General features: G+C 47.1%; 19 protein-coding genes and 1 riboswitch. Of the genes, 3 read left to right on the top strand and 16 right to left on the bottom strand.

Going from position 1 to position 19,521, the window contains the following annotated elements; genetic code table 11:
* Window positions 1–89: 89 nt before the first annotated feature.
* The 8 genes from ACTNA4_RS01365 to ACTNA4_RS01330 form a co-directional block, all read right to left on the bottom strand.
* Entirely contained in the window at window positions 90–974 is an 885-nt protein-coding gene (locus tag ACTNA4_RS01365; RefSeq protein ID WP_441028221.1) for an NAD(P)-dependent oxidoreductase, read from the bottom strand.
* Complete coding sequence (locus ACTNA4_RS01360; protein WP_441028219.1) at window positions 971–1,846, bottom strand: HAD family hydrolase; 876 nt, start codon at window positions 1,844–1,846, stop codon at window positions 971–973. The genes ACTNA4_RS01365 and ACTNA4_RS01360 overlap by 4 nt, the downstream gene beginning before the upstream one ends.
* A 34-nt stretch (window positions 1,847–1,880) precedes the next feature.
* Window positions 1,881–2,546: a UDP-N-acetylglucosamine pyrophosphorylase gene (locus tag ACTNA4_RS01355; RefSeq protein ID WP_427807068.1), complete on the bottom strand. Its 666-nt coding sequence runs from the start codon at window positions 2,544–2,546 to the stop codon at window positions 1,881–1,883.
* Window positions 2,543–4,621, bottom strand: coding sequence for a DNA topoisomerase (locus ACTNA4_RS01350; RefSeq protein ID WP_427819778.1), 2,079 nt, complete (start codon window positions 4,619–4,621; stop codon window positions 2,543–2,545). Before ACTNA4_RS01350 ends, ACTNA4_RS01355 begins: the two co-directional genes overlap by 4 nt.
* 27 nt (window positions 4,622–4,648) lie before the next feature.
* Window positions 4,649–6,763, bottom strand: a complete 2,115-nt coding sequence (ppk1, locus tag ACTNA4_RS01345) for a polyphosphate kinase 1 (RefSeq protein WP_427807070.1) — start codon at window positions 6,761–6,763, stop codon at window positions 4,649–4,651.
* A 109-nt stretch (window positions 6,764–6,872) separates the two neighbouring features.
* The gene (gene asd, locus ACTNA4_RS01340; RefSeq protein WP_427807071.1) at window positions 6,873–7,958 is read right to left on the bottom strand and encodes an aspartate-semialdehyde dehydrogenase; all 1,086 of its coding nucleotides are present in this window, start codon (window positions 7,956–7,958) and stop codon (window positions 6,873–6,875) included.
* Window positions 7,959–8,141: 183 nt separating this feature from the next.
* Window positions 8,142–9,521: an argininosuccinate lyase gene (argH, locus tag ACTNA4_RS01335; protein WP_441028217.1), complete on the bottom strand. Its 1,380-nt coding sequence runs from the start codon at window positions 9,519–9,521 to the stop codon at window positions 8,142–8,144.
* A 63-nt stretch (window positions 9,522–9,584) separates the two neighbouring features.
* Window positions 9,585–10,190 carry an epoxyqueuosine reductase QueH gene (locus ACTNA4_RS01330; protein ID WP_441028227.1) on the bottom strand — a complete coding sequence of 202 codons (606 nt, stop codon included), beginning with the start codon at window positions 10,188–10,190 and terminating at the stop codon, window positions 9,585–9,587.
* A gap of 179 nt (window positions 10,191–10,369) precedes the next feature.
* Here ACTNA4_RS01330 and ACTNA4_RS01325 point away from each other — a divergent pair, with 179 nt between their 5' ends.
* Together ACTNA4_RS01325 and ACTNA4_RS01320 are read left to right on the top strand one after the other, a co-directional pair.
* Window positions 10,370–11,137 (top strand): ABC transporter ATP-binding protein, encoded by a 768-nt coding sequence (locus ACTNA4_RS01325; RefSeq protein WP_427807074.1) that lies wholly within the window; start codon window positions 10,370–10,372, stop codon window positions 11,135–11,137.
* Window positions 11,130–11,927: an ABC transporter permease gene (locus ACTNA4_RS01320; protein WP_441028215.1), complete on the top strand. Its 798-nt coding sequence runs from the start codon at window positions 11,130–11,132 to the stop codon at window positions 11,925–11,927. Before ACTNA4_RS01325 ends, ACTNA4_RS01320 begins: the two co-directional genes overlap by 8 nt.
* Window positions 11,928–11,972: 45 nt before the next feature.
* Here the strand turns inward: ACTNA4_RS01320 and ACTNA4_RS01315 are convergent, their stop codons facing one another.
* Complete coding sequence (locus ACTNA4_RS01315) at window positions 11,973–12,314, bottom strand: hypothetical protein (RefSeq protein ID WP_441028214.1); 342 nt, start codon at window positions 12,312–12,314, stop codon at window positions 11,973–11,975.
* A 232-nt stretch (window positions 12,315–12,546) separates the two neighbouring features.
* Here ACTNA4_RS01315 and ACTNA4_RS01310 point away from each other — a divergent pair, with 232 nt between their 5' ends.
* Window positions 12,547–13,614 (top strand): AAA family ATPase, encoded by a 1,068-nt coding sequence (locus tag ACTNA4_RS01310; protein WP_441028213.1) that lies wholly within the window; start codon window positions 12,547–12,549, stop codon window positions 13,612–13,614.
* A gap of 2 nt (window positions 13,615–13,616) precedes the next feature.
* Here the strand turns inward: ACTNA4_RS01310 and ACTNA4_RS01305 are convergent, their stop codons facing one another.
* The 7 genes from ACTNA4_RS01305 to rseP form a co-directional block, all read right to left on the bottom strand.
* Window positions 13,617–14,705 carry a phosphotransferase enzyme family protein gene (locus ACTNA4_RS01305; RefSeq protein WP_441028212.1) on the bottom strand — a complete coding sequence of 363 codons (1,089 nt, stop codon included), beginning with the start codon at window positions 14,703–14,705 and terminating at the stop codon, window positions 13,617–13,619.
* A gap of 129 nt (window positions 14,706–14,834) precedes the next feature.
* A complete protein-coding gene (locus tag ACTNA4_RS01300; protein WP_441024837.1) occupies window positions 14,835–15,488 on the bottom strand; it encodes an SDR family NAD(P)-dependent oxidoreductase in 654 nt (217 codons plus the stop codon).
* 2 nt (window positions 15,489–15,490) lie between these two features.
* A complete protein-coding gene (locus tag ACTNA4_RS01295) occupies window positions 15,491–16,051 on the bottom strand; it encodes an ECF transporter S component (RefSeq protein WP_441028210.1) in 561 nt (186 codons plus the stop codon).
* 13 nt (window positions 16,052–16,064) lie between these two features.
* Complete coding sequence (locus ACTNA4_RS01290) at window positions 16,065–17,039, bottom strand: nucleoside hydrolase (protein WP_441028208.1); 975 nt, start codon at window positions 17,037–17,039, stop codon at window positions 16,065–16,067.
* 124 nt (window positions 17,040–17,163) lie between these two features.
* Window positions 17,164–17,208, bottom strand: a riboswitch (PreQ1 riboswitch).
* A 138-nt stretch (window positions 17,209–17,346) separates the two neighbouring features.
* Window positions 17,347–17,745 carry a hypothetical protein gene (locus tag ACTNA4_RS01285; RefSeq protein ID WP_441028206.1) on the bottom strand — a complete coding sequence of 133 codons (399 nt, stop codon included), beginning with the start codon at window positions 17,743–17,745 and terminating at the stop codon, window positions 17,347–17,349.
* An 88-nt stretch (window positions 17,746–17,833) separates the two neighbouring features.
* Window positions 17,834–18,337 carry a transcription elongation factor GreA gene (gene greA, locus ACTNA4_RS01280; RefSeq protein WP_427807084.1) on the bottom strand — a complete coding sequence of 168 codons (504 nt, stop codon included), beginning with the start codon at window positions 18,335–18,337 and terminating at the stop codon, window positions 17,834–17,836.
* 153 nt (window positions 18,338–18,490) lie between these two features.
* Window positions 18,491–19,519, bottom strand: coding sequence for an RIP metalloprotease RseP (rseP, locus tag ACTNA4_RS01275; RefSeq protein WP_427807085.1), 1,029 nt, complete (start codon window positions 19,517–19,519; stop codon window positions 18,491–18,493).
* Window positions 19,520–19,521 lie beyond the last annotated feature (2 nt).

Below are 19,521 nucleotides of genomic sequence, written 5' to 3'. Positions count from 1 at the left end.
GCAGCGCCCTGAGCCCCCGGAGGGCCTTCCGTCTTATATATTTGCAATTTTCAAGGTTCGTTTGAGCCTGTTTTTTTCGGCCCAGTTTTTCATAGATTACTTGACACTACCTGTACTTCGTAGTACTTCATCAGTGCCTGAGTTCCGAGATCTCCCAGCCCTTCTGCCTCAAGCTCCTCGTAATTTGCAAGAACAAGACTGAGCATCTCCAGACTGAGTCCGCTGATATTTGCCTCCACCAGCGCCAGCTTCATATCTTTGATGAAATGCTTCATAAAGAATCCCGGTGCATAATCCTCCTCCAGGATCTTCGGTCCGAAGGTGTCGAGCTGTTTGCTTCCCGCTGCTCCTGCGGAAACCGATTTTAATAAAGTCGGCATATCCAGACCTTTCGCTTTCGCATAGCTCAGAGCCTCGCAGACTCCTGTAAGGGTTCCCGCGATCATAATCTGGTTGGCAAGCTTCGCATGCTGGCCGCAGCCTGCTTCACCCTGATAGTTGATATTGGTTCCCATGGCCTCAAAAAGTGGCATACATGCCTCGAAATCTTCTTCCTTTCCGCCGACCAGAATGGATAAGGTTCCGGCCTTCGCCCCGGTATCCCCTCCGGTGACCGGCGCATCCAGCACATGAAATCCTTTTTCTTCCCCTTCTTTACTAATCTTCACAGAAATCTGTGGACTGGTCGTCGTCATATCAATCAGATAAGCACCGGCATCTGCAGATTCCAGAATGCCTCCTTCATCGAAGTATACTTCTTCCACATCCTGCGGAAAACCAACGATCGTAATGACCGTCTCGCATCCCTTTACGCAGGCAGCAATTGAGTCATGAAACAGGGCTCCTTCCCCGATTACATCTTCCACCTTTGCACGATTTCTCGCATAAATATGCAGTTCAAATCCTGCCTTCATCAAATTACGCACCATGGATTTTCCCATGATCCCTACACCGATAAATCCTACTTTTCTCATTTCTTGATTCCTTTCCTTTTCCCGATTCCGCCTGTTTTACTCCCGAATATTTCCGGGAAAACCCGATAAAGCGCCTCTGCCACACCATCTTCCTCATTGGAAGCTGTGATCATATCGGCAGCCGCCCTGCAAAGCTCACCCGCATTAGATACCGCTACTCCAAGTCCTGCTTCCCGAAGCATTTCGCTGTCATTGTCTCCGTCACCGAACGCGATGGCCTCCGACGGGTCGATCTTCAGCATTTCCAGAAGTTTCTTAAGTCCGGCATGTTTACCCGCCGCCTCGTCCGATATTTCGATCAGATGCGGGGCACTGGTCGTCACATAGATTCCGGGAATCGTTTCCCGAACCAGCTTCAGGATCTCGTCTTTTTCTTTTGGATTTACGATCACATCCATGCAGTCCAGTTCCTTCTCATGCTCCTTGAGAAAGCTCCGGATATCCGGTACTGCATGACGGGTACTTTGAATGTAACCGCGAATCTCAGGCCGTACACCAAACATCTCAGGGCAGTCAAAATAGTCCTGACCGGTGTACGCCTTTCCGTCGATGAATGCCTCGTAAGTCACAGAATAATGTTCTAAAAGTGCAAACACACTCCTGACCACCTGGCTTTGAAGCTTCAGGGACCAGATCTGTTCCCGTTTCTCGACATCCATCAGTACCACGCCGTTGGAAGTGATCGCATACCGGATCCCGTCCATTTTCGTGATGCACTCCGGAAATGCCCCAAACGGCCTCCCGCTTGCCGGGACCACCAGGATTCCCGCCTCGATCAGCCGTTCAAGCGCATCCCGCGTCGTCGCAGAAAGCGTACTCTCCTCATTCAGAAGCGTTTTATCCAGATCGGAAACTACACATTTGTATCTCATCTTGTTTCTCCAAACTTCCCGGAAACCGAAGAAATTATCTCTTTTCTACGACCTCGCCCTGCTTTTTATAAATACTGTTTGCCGGAACATAGCCTCTTACCATGGAAAGTGGATAAATATTCGTTCCTTTTCCAACCACGCTTCCCGGATTCAGAACCGTTCCGCATCCGACTTCCACATTATCTCCCAGCATCGCGCCGAATTTCTTCATACCGGTCTCAATACCTCCCTCCGGAGTCTTGATCACAACCAGCTTCTTATCAGATTTCACATTGGACGTAATCGAACCGGCACCCATGTGGGATTTATATCCGAGAACCGAATCACCGACGTAATTATAATGTGGAACCTGCACTTTGTTGAAAAGAATGACATTCTTAAGCTCAGTGGAATTTCCCACAACAGCGCCTTCCCCTACAATCGCATTTCCGCGGATAAATGCACAATGACGGATCTCCGCTTCCTTTCCGATGATCGCCGGGCCGCCGATAAATGCAGTCGGAGCCACCTTTGCGGACTTTGCCACCCACACATTTTCACCGCGCTTTTCATATTCTTCCTCCGGAAGTGTGGCACCCAGTTCTAAAATAAAGCTGCTGATCTTCGGCAGTACTTCCCATGGATAGGTAACACCTTCAAAAATGTCCTTCGCAATCGTCTCTTCCAATGTGTACATTTCTTTTACAGTCATTTCTTTCATTCTTTTTTCCCTTTCCCTTTTTCTGTGTTCTTCACAGGTTTTTTATAAAACTCAGCCGCCTTGTCATAACAGCCTCTCAGTTGATATTGGTTATTTAAACCCAGCACGCCGTTTGTACGGGTTATAATGAACTGCTCCAGCTTTCTCATATATTCATCCGGCGTGATATCACCGTCTGCAACATATGTGAGCCCCTTTTCCCAGCTCGCAGTCAGTTCCGGATTCAAAAGTGACTTGATAGAATGGTCCACCACATCATAGATCATCTCGCCGAGAAGTGTCGGTGTGATCACCTGTGTCTTCTTGTTCAGCGCCAGGTATTTGATGTTAAATAATTTCTTCAGGATCTCCGCGCGTGTGGCACTGGTACCGATTCCGCTACCTTTGATCTGTGCGCGCAGCTCTTCATCCTCGATCAACTGCCCCGCATTTTCCATCGCAAGGATCATAGAACCCGAATTATATCGTTTCGGAGGAGAGGTTTCTCCTTCCTTGATCGCAAGGCCTTTCACAGGAAGAACCATTCCCTTTTTCAGCTTCTGAATACATTCAAAAAACGCCGCATCCAGATCCTGTGTTTCATTCTCCCCATCCGAAGCCGGATTTTCAGAAGACTCCGCATCGACGGCAGTTCCCTTTGGCGATGCCGCTTTCTTCCCCGGGATCCCTGCCACCTTCAGATATCCCTCTTCAGCCAGCACACGGAAGCTTGCAAAAAACTGTTCTTCCTGCATCTGTGTCGTCACAGCCACTTTCTGATATACTGCAGGCGGATAGAAAATACTGAGAAATCTCCGTACAATTACATCATATACGTTTTTCGCCACCGGCGCAACCGAATTCAAAGCCGGCAGCCCCTGTCCGGTGGGAATGATCGCATAATGGTCCGTAATCTGTTTATCATTGACATACCGTGTCTTCGCGAGATTCTTGTAGCTGCCGAAATTCAGAATGTCCTGCATATAAGGCGCCGCCACAGGATATTTGCTCAGCCCGTTCAGATTCTTCGTGATTTCCTTCGCAACCGCAGTGGAAAGCACACGGGCATCCGTTCTCGGATAAGTCACCAGCTTCTTCTCATATAATTCCTGCACAATGCGCAGCGTTTCGTCGGGACTGATCTTGAACCGTTTGGAACATTCATTCTGCAGCTCTGCCAGGTTAAATAAAAGAGGCGGATTCTTCTTTTCTTTTTTCTTTTCGATGGAAAGGATCTTCGTCTCCGCAGGCCCTTCATTTAGGTGTGCGATCAGGTTCTCGGCATCCTCCCGCTTCTTAAATCCATTTTCTTTATACAGTTTCGGCGATTCAAAATATAGGGAGTCCTTCACCGCTCTCCACTCACCGTCAAAGCTGTGCCCGTCCACATCCACACTCTGCAGGACACGGTAGAACGGAGTTTTGACGAATTCACGGATCTCACGCTCGCGGCGCACCACCATCCCCAGTACACAGGTCATCACGCGTCCTACGGAAATGACGGTGTAGTTATTTCCCAGATAACCGGAAATGCTGTTCCCGTATTTGAGTGTAAGAAGTCGGGAAAAATTAATTCCCATCAGATAATCTTCCTTGGCCCGAAGATAAGCGGAAGCCGAAAGATTGTCATACTCGGACAGATCCTTCGCCTCCCGGATCCCTCTCAGGATCTCTTCCTCCGTCTGGGAATCAATCCAGACCCTGCGGCGTTCTTTTCCTTTCACATGAGCCATCTGCTCCACCAGCCGGTAAATATATTCTCCTTCCCGTCCGGAGTCGGTACAGACATAGATCCGCTCCACATCTTCCCGGGTGAGCACACCTTTCACAATCTCAAACTGTTTCTTCACAGCCGGGATTACTTCATATTTATATTCCTTAGGAATAAAAGGGAGCGTCTGAAGGCTCCAGCGTTTGTATTTCTCATCATAAGCTTCCGGATAACTCATGGTCACCAGATGCCCCACACACCAGGTTACGATGGCTTCATCCGCCTCCAGATACCCGTCCTTTCTTTTTAAATTCAGGTGCAGCGCCTTGGCAAATTCCTGCGCAACACTCGGTTTTTCGGCTATATAAACTGATTTTTTACCCATAAATAATTACAAATACTCCTGTCCGTCCTATCGATGTTGTTTTCCAAAGAACCATTTTAGAATCCGCACCCACAGACCTGCTTCATCCGCCTTTTTCGGTCTCTTTACCGTAAGCGCTTCCTTCATGAAATACTCCTGAGCACAGACTTTTTTGGTCCCTTTTTCTTTCTTTTTATAGCTGCCGTCACTTTGCAGCTCACGTGCTTTCTGGTTATCCTCCAGCATGATTTCCAGCATATGTACCAGCTGGTCTTTGATCCGGCTGTCGTAAACCGGGCAGGCCACTTCCACACGTTTTTCGGTATTTCTCGTCATCATGTCCGCTGAGCCGATGTATACCTTCTGATCCGGTCCTTCTCCAAAACAGAAAATCCTGGGATGTTCCAGAAAACGTCCAACAATGCTGGTTACTTTCAGATTTTCCGTATAACCCGGCACGCCCGGAAGGATACAGCAGATTCCCCGGACGATCAGATCGATCTTCACTCCGGCCTGAGACGCTTCCGATATTTTGCGGATAAAATCCACATCCGTCACCGAATTCATTTTCATGACGATCCGCCCGGAGGCACCCTTTTTGATTTCCTCATCTATGAGATGCAGGATCTTCGGTTTCAGGCTTGTCGGCGATACGATCAGATTCTCATAGCTCCCGTTCAGATTGCCGATCGACATATTTTTGAAAAATACGGACGCATCATTTCCGATGCTCTTATTTGCCGTAATCAGTGAAACATCGGTGTACATTGCAGCCGTCTTCTCGTTGTAATTTCCCGTACCCACCTGCGTGATATACTGAATTTCATTCTTGTTCCGGTATGTGATCAGACAGATTTTCGAATGCACCTTGTAACCATCAAATCCATAGATCACCCTGCAGCCTGCCTCCTCAAGCCGTTCCGACCAGTCAATGTTATTCTGCTCGTCGAACCGTGCACGAAGCTCGATCAGTACCGTGACCTCCTTCCCGTTTTCAGCCGCCGCACAGAGATATTCCACCAGTCTTGCTTTCTTTGCAAGACGGTAGATCGTGATCTTGATTGTTAGAACCGACGGGTCCTGAGAAGCCTCTTTAATCAGACGCAGAAACGGATCCATACTCTCATATGGAAAGGATAAAAGAACATCCTTCTTTTTTACCTGCTTCATCACACTGTCGTCGGTCAGGTAACGGCACGGCTGCGGGGTGAACGGTTCATCCACCAGCGGACGCTTCATGGAAGACGGCACTTTATCCATAATCGAGAAAATGTAATCCAGCTTCATCGGCATTTTGGTCCGGAAGATCTGAGCCGGGGTGATCTTAAATTTATCACAGAAATACTTTTCCGCATCTTTTGGAAGCGGCTCTGCCGTCTCCAGACGAACGACCGCCATTCTGCGACGTTTATGAAGCGTCTCCTGCATACGAAACCGGAAATCATCGTTGATCTCCAGGGATTCGTCATCCGGGGAAATATCCGCATTTCTCGTCACGCAGATATAGTTCCGGTCTGTAACCTCGTATTTTTCAAAGATCAGATTCAAATATTCCATCAGCACCTTCTCCATCCGGATATAACGGATGTCATGCCCCGGCAAATACAGAATGTCGGATACAAACTGCGGTACCGGCACGATTCCCAGCATGGACTTGTTGTCCTGCTTCAGATTGGCGATTACATACAAGGCTTTATTCAGAAGATGAGGAAACGGATGATTCGCGTCCACGATCTGTGGCGAAAGGATCGGCAGAATCTGATCTTTAAAATACTTCTTAACGTACTTCTTTTCCTGTGCTTCCAGTTCCTTTATGGAAAGCCCGCAGACACCATACGGGCTCAGCAGCTTTTTAATCTCAGAGTATGTCTTGTCGCGCTCCTTATATAGCGGTGCCACTGCCGCAAAAATCGCATCCAGCTGTTCTTTCGGCGTCATGCCCGAACGACTGTCAACCGCCGTATGATCCGTCTGGGCCATGTCATACAGGCTCCCAACACGGATCATAAAGAACTCATCCAGATTGCTGGTAAAGATCGCAACAAATTTCATCCGCTCCAGAAGCGGAACCGTCGGATCCTGTGCCTCTTCCAGAACCCGGTGATTGAATTTCAGCCAGGAAAGCTCTCTGTTCTGTGTATAATTCAGCATTTCTTTGTCCATAATCCTTCCCCCTGTCTTGCCTGATACCGTGGCAAATATCTTCCCCTATAAAATAAGTTTAAAAAGGCCGTAACATTTGTTCAAATGAAACGGCCTATCAGATGTTCTCTTATTTTGCCTTGATATATTCCTTCGCAACAAGTGTCTCTGCACACAGGATTGCTCCGCCTGCCGCTCCACGTACTGTGTTGTGGGAAAGTCCTACGAATTTCCAGTCAAACAATGTGTCTTCTCTCAGACGTCCGACCGTGATTCCCATTCCATTCTCATAATCCACATCCAGTTTTACCTGCGGACGGTTATCTTCTTCGAGATAACGGATAAACTGCTTCGGCGCACTTGGAAGCTCCAGTTCCTGCGGAAGACCCTTAAAGTTTTCCAGTTTTTCAAGAAGCTCTTCTTTTGTCGGGCTCTTTGCAAAGTTTACAAATACCGCTGCGGTATGTCCGTTCAGAACCGGAACACGGATACACTGGGTCGTGATCACAGGCTCTTTCGCTTTCACGATCTGTCCGTTTTCCACTCTGCCCCAGAGACGAAGCGGTTCCTGTTCACTCTTCTCTTCTTCGCCGCCGATATACGGAATAATATTCTCTACCATTTCCGGCCAGTCTTTAAAGGTTTTTCCGGCTCCTGAAATTGCCTGATACGTTGTAGCTACAACTTCGGTCGGTTGGAATTCTTTCCAGGCGGTAAGCACCGGTGCATAGCTCTGGATCGAGCAGTTCGGTTTTACGGCTACGAATCCGCGTTTTGTTCCGAGACGTTTTCTCTGAGCCTCAATCACTTCAAAATGCTCCGGGTTGATCTCCGGTACAACCATCGGTACATCCGGTGTCCAGCGATGTGCACTGTTATTGGAAACAACCGGTGTCTCTGCCTTAGCATAAGCATCTTCGATCGCACGGATCTCTTCTTTCGTCATATCGACCGCACTGAAAACAAAATCAACAGTAGATGCAACTTCCTCTACTTCATTAATATTATGTACGATCAGTTTCTTTACTTTCTTCGGCATCGGAGTGTCCATTTTCCAACGGTCTCCAACTGCCTCTTCATATGTTTTGCCTGCAGAACGCGGGCTTGCTGCTACAGTGACAACCTCAAACCATGGGTGATTCTCCAGAAGGGCGATAAAACGCTGTCCAACCATTCCGGTCGCTCCAAGAATCCCAACTTTTAATTTCTTTTTCATCGCTTTTCCTCATTTCTTTTCTCTATTTTGTCTTTAGTCGAAACACATTTGTACGTGTCCCGAGTATAATAACCCATTTCCATAAGAAATGCAAGCTATTTTCCATTCCAAATCCGCGTGCCATGTACGCTGTTGACACGTAGCCAGCAGTAAATGCTGGCTACTGTGTGAACAGTAACTATATTAGCACTCTTCCAGATATTTCGTATAGATCTCAATGACCTTACGCATCGCATCCGGTCCCGGTGCTCCGATCGTCTTCCGCTTGTTCACACAGGTCTCCATGCTGATTGAGTCATAGATGTCTTCCCCAAATACCGGTGAGATCGCTTTGTATTCTTCCAGAGACATATCATCCAGCGCAATTCCCTTATCGATACAGTAGAGAACCAACTGACCTACGATCCCGTGTGCATCCCTGAACGGCACTCCATGATTCACCAGGTAATCCGCCGCATCTGTGGCATTGGTGAAACCGTGGCGTGAACTCTCGTTCATCCGCTCTTTGTTGAACTTCATTGTAGAGATCATTCCGGTAAATAGGGCCAGACAGCCCTTCGCCGTGTCGATCGCATCAAAGATCAGTTCCTTATCCTCCTGCATATCCTTATTATATGCCAAAGGGATTCCTTTCATCGTTGTCAGAATCGACATCAATGCACCGTAGACACGTCCCGTCTTACCGCGCACCAGCTCGGCAATGTCCGGATTCTTCTTCTGCGGCATGATGCTGCTTCCCGTACTGTAGCTGTCATCAATCTCGACAAACTGGTACTCATTCGAATTCCAGATGATCACCTCTTCCGAAAACCGGCTCAGATGCATCATGATCGTGGAAAGCGCACTCATCAGTTCGATCAGATAATCCCGGTCGGAAACGGAATCCATACTGTTGAGCGTCGGCCCGTCAAATCCAAGAAGCTCTGCCGTATAGTTCCGATCCAGCGGATAAGTCGTTCCCGCAAGCGCTCCTGCTCCCAGCGGACAGGTGTTCATCCGTTTATAAATATCCTTCAAACGCGAATGATCCCGCTTGAACATTTCAAAATAAGCTCCCATATGATGCGCCAGCGTCGTCGGCTGCGCTTTCTGCATATGTGTAAATCCCGGCATGATCGTATCAACGTTCTGCTTCATGATCTCCAGAAGCTCCCGCAAAAGATCCACCACCAGTCCCTGCAGGGAAATAATCTCACTCCGGATATACATCTTCATATCCAGTGCCACCTGGTCATTCCTGCTGCGCCCGGTGTGGAGCATCTTACCCACATCCCCGATCCGCTCGATCAGATTCGCCTCCACAAAACTGTGTATATCTTCATATTTATCTGTAATCTCAAGTCTGCCGCTCTCCACATCGCGGAGAATACTTTCCAGACCTGCAATAATTTCTTTCTTCTCTTCCTCAAACAGGATTCCCTGCTTACAAAGCATCATCACATGGGCGATACTTCCCTTAATATCCTGTTCGTAAAACCGTTTGTCGAATGAAATGGACGCATTAAAGTTATAAACGAGCTGATCCGTCTCCTTCGTAAAGCGTCCTCCCCATAACTGTGCCATCGCTTTCCCTCTTTTCTGCCTTTTCATCACTTAGTAAACCTTTTTGAGTGTACCACAGTTTTCCTACTTCTGTAAAGTTTCCATCCGCTCTTTTTTCGAGAAAATACAGCCACAGTAATCCTGCCTGTATAATCCATACTCTCTGGAGAGCTCGATAGAACGCTTATATCCGTTCTTCTTTTTAAAATCAGACGGAAGATACGCAACCTGATATTCCGCCGCCAGACGCTCACCGATTTCATTGAGCTTTGCGGCATTTTTCAGCGGACTGATGCTGAGCGTCGTGGTAAAATAGTCAAATCCGCCCGCTGCCGCCACCTTTGCCGCTTCCCTGAGTCTCAGCTCATAACATTTAAAACAGCGCTCGCCGCCCTCCGGCACCTGCTCCAGCCCTTTTGCCATGGCATAAAATTTCTCACTGTCATAATTTCCCGCAAGGAAATGAACCGGATACTTCGCAGGCATTTCCCGGATCAGCCGCTCCTGTTCCCGGATTCTCTTATAGAATTCCTCTTCCGGAAAAATATTCGGATTATAGTAAAACACCGTGATCTCAAAATACTGCGATAAATATTCCAGTACATAACTGCTGCACGGTGCACAACAGCTGTGGAGCAGAAGCTTCGGGACCTTTTCTTCCTCTTCCAGGCATCCGATCACCTTCTCCATCTCCTTCTGATAATTCCTGTTCACTTCTTCCCTACTCCTCTCTTCTTTCCTTCCCGGATCTTATATGTTTCTTCGTATTTCTTATCAAATATTACCGTTTCCGAACAGATATGTGTATCTTTTCATAAAATAATATATAGAATCTTTCCCCGTATCATTCATGAGACTGGAGGTTACCTATGGAATATCTGCTGGAAGTCAAAGATATCAATTATGCCTATCACAACATGGACGGCGAAACCAAAGCGCTGGAACACATTTCGTTCTCTATGAAAGAAGGCGACTTTCTCGCCATCGTCGGTCCGTCCGGCTGTGGAAAATCCACACTCTTACACCTGATTGCAGGTCTTCTGGAACCCGAAAAAGGGCTGATCCTGCTAAATGGAAAATACTTACGCGGCAGCGCCACCAACATCGGCTATATGCTTCAGAAGGATGAACTTCTGGAATGGCGCACCGTCTATCACAACGTACTCCTCGGTCTGGAAATCCAGCACAGCATGACCGCCCGTGCCAAAGAAAAAGCACGCGAACTGCTGGACATCTACGGACTGGATCAATTCGCTAATTCCCGCCCTTCGGAACTCTCCGGAGGAATGCGGCAGAGGGCCGCCCTCGTGCGCACACTGGTTATGGAGCCGGATCTTCTCCTGCTGGATGAACCTTTCTCGGCGCTCGACTACCAGACAAGACTGACGGTCGGGGACGACATCGGCCAGATCATCCGAAAAGAGAAAAAAAGCGCAATTCTGGTCACACACGATCTGGCGGAAGCCATCAGCCTTGCCGATCGCGTGATCGTCCTCACCGCCCGCCCCGCCACCATACTACAGACCGTCCCCATCACATTCCAGGAGCCGGATCTAACACCTCTGAAACGGCGCAATGCCCCGGAATTCAAATCCTATTTCAATCTCATATGGAAGGAGTTAAATCCCAATGAATGAACTTTCCCAAGGCCAGATCTATTACCTGAACAAACAGCGCCGCCGCAGGAAGATCGTCCGTTTCTCCCGCGCCGCCATCCTGCTCGGATTCCTGTTTCTGTGGGAATTCACGGCCAATACCGGAATCATCGACTCCTTCATTTTCAGCAGTCCCTCCCGCATCGCCCTCTGTCTCAGGGACATGATTCTGGACGGAAGCATTTTCCTGCACATCGGCGTGACCCTTTATGAAACGCTCCTGAGCTTCGCCCTTGTAATCATCCTGAGCCTCATCATCGCAATCCTGCTCTGGTTCAGCCCGGGGCTTTCCGAGGTTCTCGATCCTTACCTGGTCATTCTGAACAGCCTGCCCAAATCCGCATTGGCTCCCCTGCTCATCGTATGGCTCGGTGCCAACAAGACCACGATCATCGTCGCGGGAATGTCCGTTGCCATCTTCGGCAGCATCTTAAATCTTTACGCCAACTTCGTCACCGTCGATCCCGATAAACTCACCCTGATCTACACCCTGCACGGCAATCGTTTTCATGCCCTGACCAAAGTTGTCATCCCAAGCTGCATCCCCGCCATCATCAGCACCATGAAAGTCAACATCGGCCTCTGCCTGGTCGGCGTCGTCATCGGCGAATTTATCGGCGGGCGGGAAGGACTGGGATACATGATCATCTACGGAAGCCAGGTATTCAAACTGGATCTTCTCATTCTTTCGATCTGTATCCTGTGTTTCATCGCTCTGGGACTTTATGGGATCATCAGTGCCGTTGAAAAGTATTGCCTGAAGAAACGCTAGCGCACCAATGCACCAGAACCTGGAACCGCTGTAGGCTTTTTAAGGTTACAGCGGTTTGTTATTAGACTTCACTTTATATCCAATCCAGCAAATCGCCCCTCCGATCACATTCGAAAGCGGATTCGCCCAGATATCCCGGTTCAGCAGCGTCCGAAAAAGAAGCATCGCCGTGTAAAATGCCAGCACAAACAGCTTGCGGAAAAAGGAATCCGCTTTGAACGCATTCCACCACATTCCGGCCGCCTCCTTCCACCCGTGCTCCCGCGCATATAAATATAGGAACATAAATAGCACTGCTAATATCATTGCAAAGCCAAGCGGCTGGTACAATGCTGTCAGTACGTTCGTAAGTATGATTTTTATAATTTCTATGATTCTTTCTGCCACAATTTCTTCGCTCCTGATTCATATGATTCTATTCCAAGCACAATTCCTGTTTCAAAGTATTCCGTTTCCGTTATGTTAGCATACACAATATCATTTTTCAATGAATCTGTAATTGAAAATGAAACTCCCCCTATTCTCCCCATTATTAACTTCCATCCTATTGAAAAAATCCCTACAAATATATTATAATACATCCAACAAACAAATGCAGATAAAATTGGAGTACAAGATCATGAATGAAACAGAAACGCTCTCCCGTCACAACCAACTGAAATACCGCCTTCGGAACCGGATCGCGCCGGAGTTATTTGAATGTATGCCGGAAGAAATACAGAATTTTCTTATTGAACTGGATCCGGCTGATATAAAAGAAGCCTACCTTACCACGATGCTGAAGATTCCGTGGCAGGCAGGTGACAAAGTCCCGGATATTAATCTGACACAGGCGAAACGGATTCTGGACTGCTCCCACTATGCCATGACGGATGTGAAGGAGAAAATCCTCCGCTACATGGCCTGCCAGAAGCATCTTGGCAAGAATTATGGTGCCGTTCTACTTCTCGCAGGGGCTCCGGGCGTCGGAAAAACCTCCATCGCCGCCTCCATCGCAAGGGCAATGGGAAGGCCATGCGTCAAGATTTCCCTGGCAGGGATCTCCGATGCGCTGTTTCTTCGCGGCACCCAGACCATTTTCCATAACGCAAGACCTGGACGGATCGTGGATGCATTGATCCGCTCCAAGAGCTTCTGCCCGGTGATTCTTCTCGATGAAATCGATAAAATGGGGGATTCACTGGAACACGGCTGCCCAGAGAATGTACTGCTCGACCTTCTGGACAGCGACCGTTCTCGGTTTGTGGACAACTATCTCGGATTTCCGCTGGATCTGTCCAATGCAATTTTCATCGCGACAGCCAACAGCCTTGAGCCGCTCTCTCCGGTCCTGAAAGACCGGCTTGATATCGTGGAGCTTCCATCCTACACACCGTTTGATAAAGAACGAATCGTGGAAGGCTACGTCTGGCCGAAGCTGATCACCGAATATCATCTGGACTCTCTGGATTATCTCTGTGATCCTCTGGAAAATGAGCTGGCACATCCACAGGGCCTTGAACTGAAAGAAGATGCGATAAAAGAACTGATCCGCCTCTGCCCGGAAGACGGCGTCCGCGATCTGGAACGCATCTGCCGGACCTTATGCGAATCCGTGATCAGTATTTATTACGCACAAGGCGAACTGATCGAACAGATTAATACAGACAATCTGGATCGTCTGCTTGGAAAAATTTATTATAAATAAACTTAGGAACGTTTCTCCAGAACATCCCGGATGATCCATTCCAGCTCATCCGTCTTCCGCGCAATATTCTTCGCCAACTGCAACTGACAGCGGGTCCGGACCAGATTATGTTTCGGGTACTCACACCGGAAATATTTATCCCCGGTAATGTAATCATCCAGGAATCTGGACGCAAGCTCGATCGTAATCGAAAACGTCGCCTTCACAAGATTTTCAATCTCAATCTCCGTAAGAGAGTCCTTCGTTGCCCCGATAAAACCATTTGCAAACGCACGGAATTTCGCTGTATCAAAGAACACCTTCGAAGTATCCGGCTCATCCTCCACCGCCGTATTGGCAATAAACCGGACCGCATCCGCGAAATCATACATCGACATACCCGGCATGATCGTATCCAAATCGATCACCACGATAGGCTCTTTCGTCACACTGTCAAACAGCACATTATTACATTTCGTGTCATTGTGCGTGACACGCTTCGGGATCTCACCATTTTCAAATCTCACACTAAGCTCCGCCGCCTGCTCTCTGACCGACTCAATATACGCGATCTCCTCAGATACTTCCTTCACACGGCCACATTCATCCATTTCCACATCCGCAAACAGCGTATCCAACCGCTTTTTCGTATTATGAAAATCCGGAATCGTCTCATGCAGAATCGAACCGTCAAAATCCGAAAGCTGTGTCTGAAAATTACCAAACGCCTTCCCCGTCGCCTCGATCACATGCAGATCATCCGAAGCATTAAACGTCACCGAATCCACATAATTGATCACACGCCAGAACGCATCATCCCCATCAATATAATAATTCGTCCCCTCATTCGTATGATGAAAATGAAGGGTGATCTGATCCGGATACTTCGCGCGGATGAACGACGTCACATGATCGATATTCTCCATAATCTCAACCGGACTCTTAAATACATTCGTATTGACTTTCTGGAACAGATAAGACTTGAACGTCTTCTCATTCGTATAAGTTACTTTATAAGTAGAATTAATATTTCCCATTGCAATCACATGGTAAGAATACAGCTCGCCGGGAAGCCGGAACTTCTCTCCGACAATCTTCAGTGTTTCAAACATATCATTTCCTCCTCAGGTGGCAGGGTAGCCTTCCCCTATCTGCCATACATGAAATCTATCCACTTTAGGATAATGTTATCACACGAAGCCATGATTCGCAATCATTCTTTTCTATAAACAAGCGATATGTCACTTTGGCCAGACAAAATTGCAGTTTCCCGCTTCCAGCCCATCGATCAAAATATTCTGCCCGGTGCAAAACCGGTTCGTAACCGCCATAAAATAGATCCATTCCGCCGCTTCTTCCACCGTCATCCACCGCTTCAGAGGAGTCAGTTCCATAATCTCATTCCACAGTGTTTCATCTTCCATCACCGGTCTGTTCAATTCGGTCATAACCCCTCCGAAATCCAGGCTGTTGCAAGTAGCCTGATACGCTGCGATCCGCATAGCTACATTCTTGGTATAAGCAAGGACGCCTCCCTTGCTTGCCGCATATTCCGGAAATTCCGAACCGGTATGCCCGCTTGCCGATCCGATCATGACAATCGAGCGAATCTCCGGCTGAATCCCATAATGCTCGGTTATCGATATCGTTCCCTTTAGATTCACGTCAATATCATTGTCATTCTGGACACCGGCATTGTTGATCAGCACCTGAATCTCCGGAAGTTCCGGATAGGCAGATTCTTCTCGGATATCCAGGCAATAATGGGTATAATTCTCATCCACAATTGCAGACTCCTTCCTGTCAAATCCAAACACGCGATGCCCTTCCTTTAAGAAATATTCCGCACACCCTTTCCCAATCCCGGAGCCGGTCCCGGTAATCAATACATTCATCTTTACAAACTCTCCTTCAAATATTTCTTCAATGCCTTGTTCAGGATCGCAACAACGTACAAACAAATCACTCGGTCGATATAATCCGTAATAAATTGCACAACAAAACAGCTTCCCACCAGTCCAAGCGGTGTTCTGGCCAGCACCTGAACAAGGATCGTGGAACCCGAAGACGTAATTCCGCCAAACAAAAACGCCGTAATGCAAGAACTTGCAATCGTAGACGGAATGGTGATTACAAGCGCCGCCACCAGAATCCACCACTTCTTCGGATGGTATTTCCTGTATACAAGGCCGGTCACAAACCCAAGTATGATCCCAACCGGTGCATAATACAGGGAATAAATATCAACCGTTATTCCCATAAGCAGTCCACTGATCAGATTCGGGAGCATTCCATAGAATGGCCCCATAACCGAAGCAATCAAAACAGTTCCAATACTGTCCAGATAAATCGGAAGTTTCAGAAACAGCGCGATCTGGCCTCCGATCAAATTGATGCAGATAGCAAATGCAATCAGACAAATCTTATATGCCGAAGTTTTTCTAATTTTTTCACTCATATCACAAATCCTCCTATATGATATCCTGCAAAATATCCAGTTCTTCCGGCTTCACGTCCAGAATTCTGGAAAGGAATAACCGGAAAAAGCGCAGGACATCTACTTCTGTCATCACTTTTGCATTGGCCTCTTTTCTGTAGAAATTCATCGAATCTACCACAGACTGCCCCAGCGAAATGCCCTGCGTTTCGATCTGTACATAAGAGTCAAACCCCTGGCAGATCTTTCGATCGATAAAATACGCCACTGCAAGCGGATCATTGATCACACACCCGATGATATGCTCCCACTGCCAGTGAAAATCAAAATAAAACTTTGTAATCTTCCTGATAAAATCACCCGTTTCAGGATTCAGCCGGCAAATATATTCCAAAATCGTCGGTGTCAGAACAATTTTCCGCGTCACATCAAGACCTATCATATGAATCTTTTTGCCGTTTTCATACATTGTATCGTACACAAGCGCCGCCGCATCCGGATCACACCAGTAGTTATATTCCGCCACCGGCGAACAGTTTCCATGACTTTTAAACGTTCCGCCCATGGACACCAGCTCTTCTATGTTGAGAAATGCATCCATAGCCCGATCAATCAACACTGCAAGATTCGTCATCGGCCCCAACGCGATCACCGAAACCTTCTCCGCTTTCAGCACCGATGCCATAAAATCAACAGCATCCATCTGCTGTTCATAGCCATCCACTTCCGACAAATAGCTTTCACCAAGTCCATCTTCTCCATGGGTGTCAAGCGCATTCACATATTCCCGCCTGACCGGTCTCTTTTCCCCGACAAAAATCGGTACATCCAGTCTGCCCATCTGCCGCAGGACCTTCTTTGCATTTCCAAATCCCATCTCCACAGGAGCATTTCCACACACGATCGTAATTCCGATCACTTCGATCTCTTCTGATTTAAGCGCCAGCATGATCGCAAGACTGTCATCAATTCCAGGATCACAGTCAATAATCACTTTTCTTCGTTCCATCTTCTTTTTCCCTTTCCTTATTATTTTCAAAGGCAAAAAAATAGCTTTTGTTTACAGAAACCTCCATAAACAAAAGCATCATGAACCAGGCTGCTTTCCTGCAGCCTGAATATATTCTGATTTACTTTGCCTAGTTTTTTATACTGGGAGGTTTTCGAACCAGTTTCGAGAAATAGTGTACCACAGTTTCCCATTTATGGCAATCCATAATTTCTATCCTTTATCTACTTCCTTTCTCTGCCATATTCTAACTGGTGACCTCATCGTCCTTTTGATCTTGTTTATTCTTGATGTCTGAGTTCATGGCTCATACACTCCCTCGCAGCTTCCTTTCCACATCTTCCGGTACCATTATAACCCCAAAACGCCACAGCAGACTATAAACATAACTGATTCCCCGCACATCAGCGATCTCTTTCGGACGTTTAAATACATACCCTTTCTTCCCAACCGCTTTTCCAAATGCAATTCTCACCGAACTCCACGACAACGACTTACTGTTCTCCCTTCGATCGATAAATAATTCTTTTGTATATTCTCCATTACGCCCGATTTTCAATGTATATCGAAATGAAAGCCCGGTACTGGTATAAAACGGATAATCCTGATACGCAACGATACAGTTCCAGAGATTCTCTTCAGAACTGCACTCTTGTAGCGCATGCAACGTTTCCTTCCTTTGTTCACATAATCTTGTATTGTCCATTTTTCCACATCCTGTTTTTAGTCAACATCAGTTTATGTTTTTTTTACAGTGACAGGCACCTGAACTATACAAGCGATCACTACCACAACTAATACGCCCGAATCCTATCCGCTTCATCATCCGTCGTATTCTCAATTTTAACAATCTTTATATCATAAGAATAGTCGTCACTGACTTTCACCGATACGGTATCTCCAACCTTATGTCCGAATATAGCTTTTCCGATCGGAGATTCGGTGCTGATATATCCGTTCAGAGAATTTCCTCGAATGGAAGTAACCAGTTTGAATGTTTCCTCTTCGTCATCTTCCGGGAAATAAACGGTGATTCGGTTATTGATTCCGGCCACTCCGTCCTCGGATCGATCCGATACGATCACTGCCGTTTTCAGCATTCTTTCCAGATAACGGATACGGCTTTCATTTCGGTTTTTATCTTTCTTGGCCGCATGATATTCGAAATTCTCGCTTAAATCCCCGTGTGCTCTTGCTTCTTTTACTGCTTCTATCGCTTCCTTTCGGACAACAAGTTTACGGTATTCGATTTCCTCCTGAATTTTTTTTACATCACTTTCTGTCAGCTGCTCTCGCATGATATCTCTTCCCTCCTATTATAACATGTTTAACTTTTTTAAATTCACATGTAAAGTTAAAAAGTTAATTCTATTTTCCATCCACACGTTACCGCAAATAGAAAATCCGATGCTGCGTGGCCTTGTTTACTTCACACATCATCGAATTTCTTTTTAGAAGAAGATCTTCCTTACATCATTGAACATGACAAATGCCATGAGCCCCAGCAGGAATACCATTCCTGTCAGATGTACATATCCTTCTTTTTCCGGTGGAATCCGTTTGCCTCGTATGATTTCGACGATCAGGAACGCCAGTCTTCCTCCGTCCAGTGCCGGGATCGGCAGCAGGTTCATGACGCCCAGATTGGCTGAGAGGAGTATGGCAAGTCTCAGCATGTTGGCGAATACGAGTAAAGCACCACCTGATTTGGTCTGTTTGTAGGTATTATCTACGATGCTGACAACTCCCACCGGTCCGGAGAGTTCGCTCACTCCTACTTTGCCGGTGAACAGCATCCGAAGGCCGCTGATCGTGGAATCGATCCAGTAACGTACCTCGAAAACACTGTATTTGAGCATATCAACGATACCGGCTTTCTCGTATCCGGTGCTTGTGATTCCAATTATATAGTATCCGTCTTCGGTTTTTTCGGGGGTGAGAACAACCGAATGTTTTTCGCCGTCACGGAGATAAACGATTTCCTGTTCTTCTCCGGCGTGAATCTGCTCGTAGACGAAAATGTCGCGGAAAATAAAGATATGTTTACCGCCAATCTTCACGATCTTATCTCCCGCTTCTATTCCTGCTTCATAGGCCTGGCTTCCTTCGGTTACGCTTCCAATAATCGGCTTATCAACACCGACGATGCCGATGAAAATAATACTGCAGATGAATGCAAGTATGAAGTTAAATACAGGACCTGCCGCAATGACGGAGATCCGCCGCCACGGGGATTTGCTGTTGAAGCTTCCCTCGCTCAAATCATCGACTTCATCTTCTCCCATCATACATGCGCCTCCGATGGGAAGGAGTTTCAGACAATAATCGGTATTGCCGATTTTTTTGTGCAGAAGAGTCGGACCCATTCCGATCCAGAACTCATCTACGTCGATTCCGTTCTTTCTGGCCAGGATAAAATGTCCCAGTTCATGGAAGAACACGATAAAACCAAAGATAAAAATCGCAAGTACGATTCCCATTT

It is taken from the genome of Bariatricus sp. HCP28S3_A7, from assembly GCF_052066375.1.
Taxonomy (GTDB): Bacteria; Bacillota; Clostridia; order Lachnospirales; family Lachnospiraceae; genus Allocoprococcus.
The sequence above is the reverse complement of the archived record's forward strand: the minus strand, read 5'-3'. Positions and strand labels throughout refer to the sequence as shown.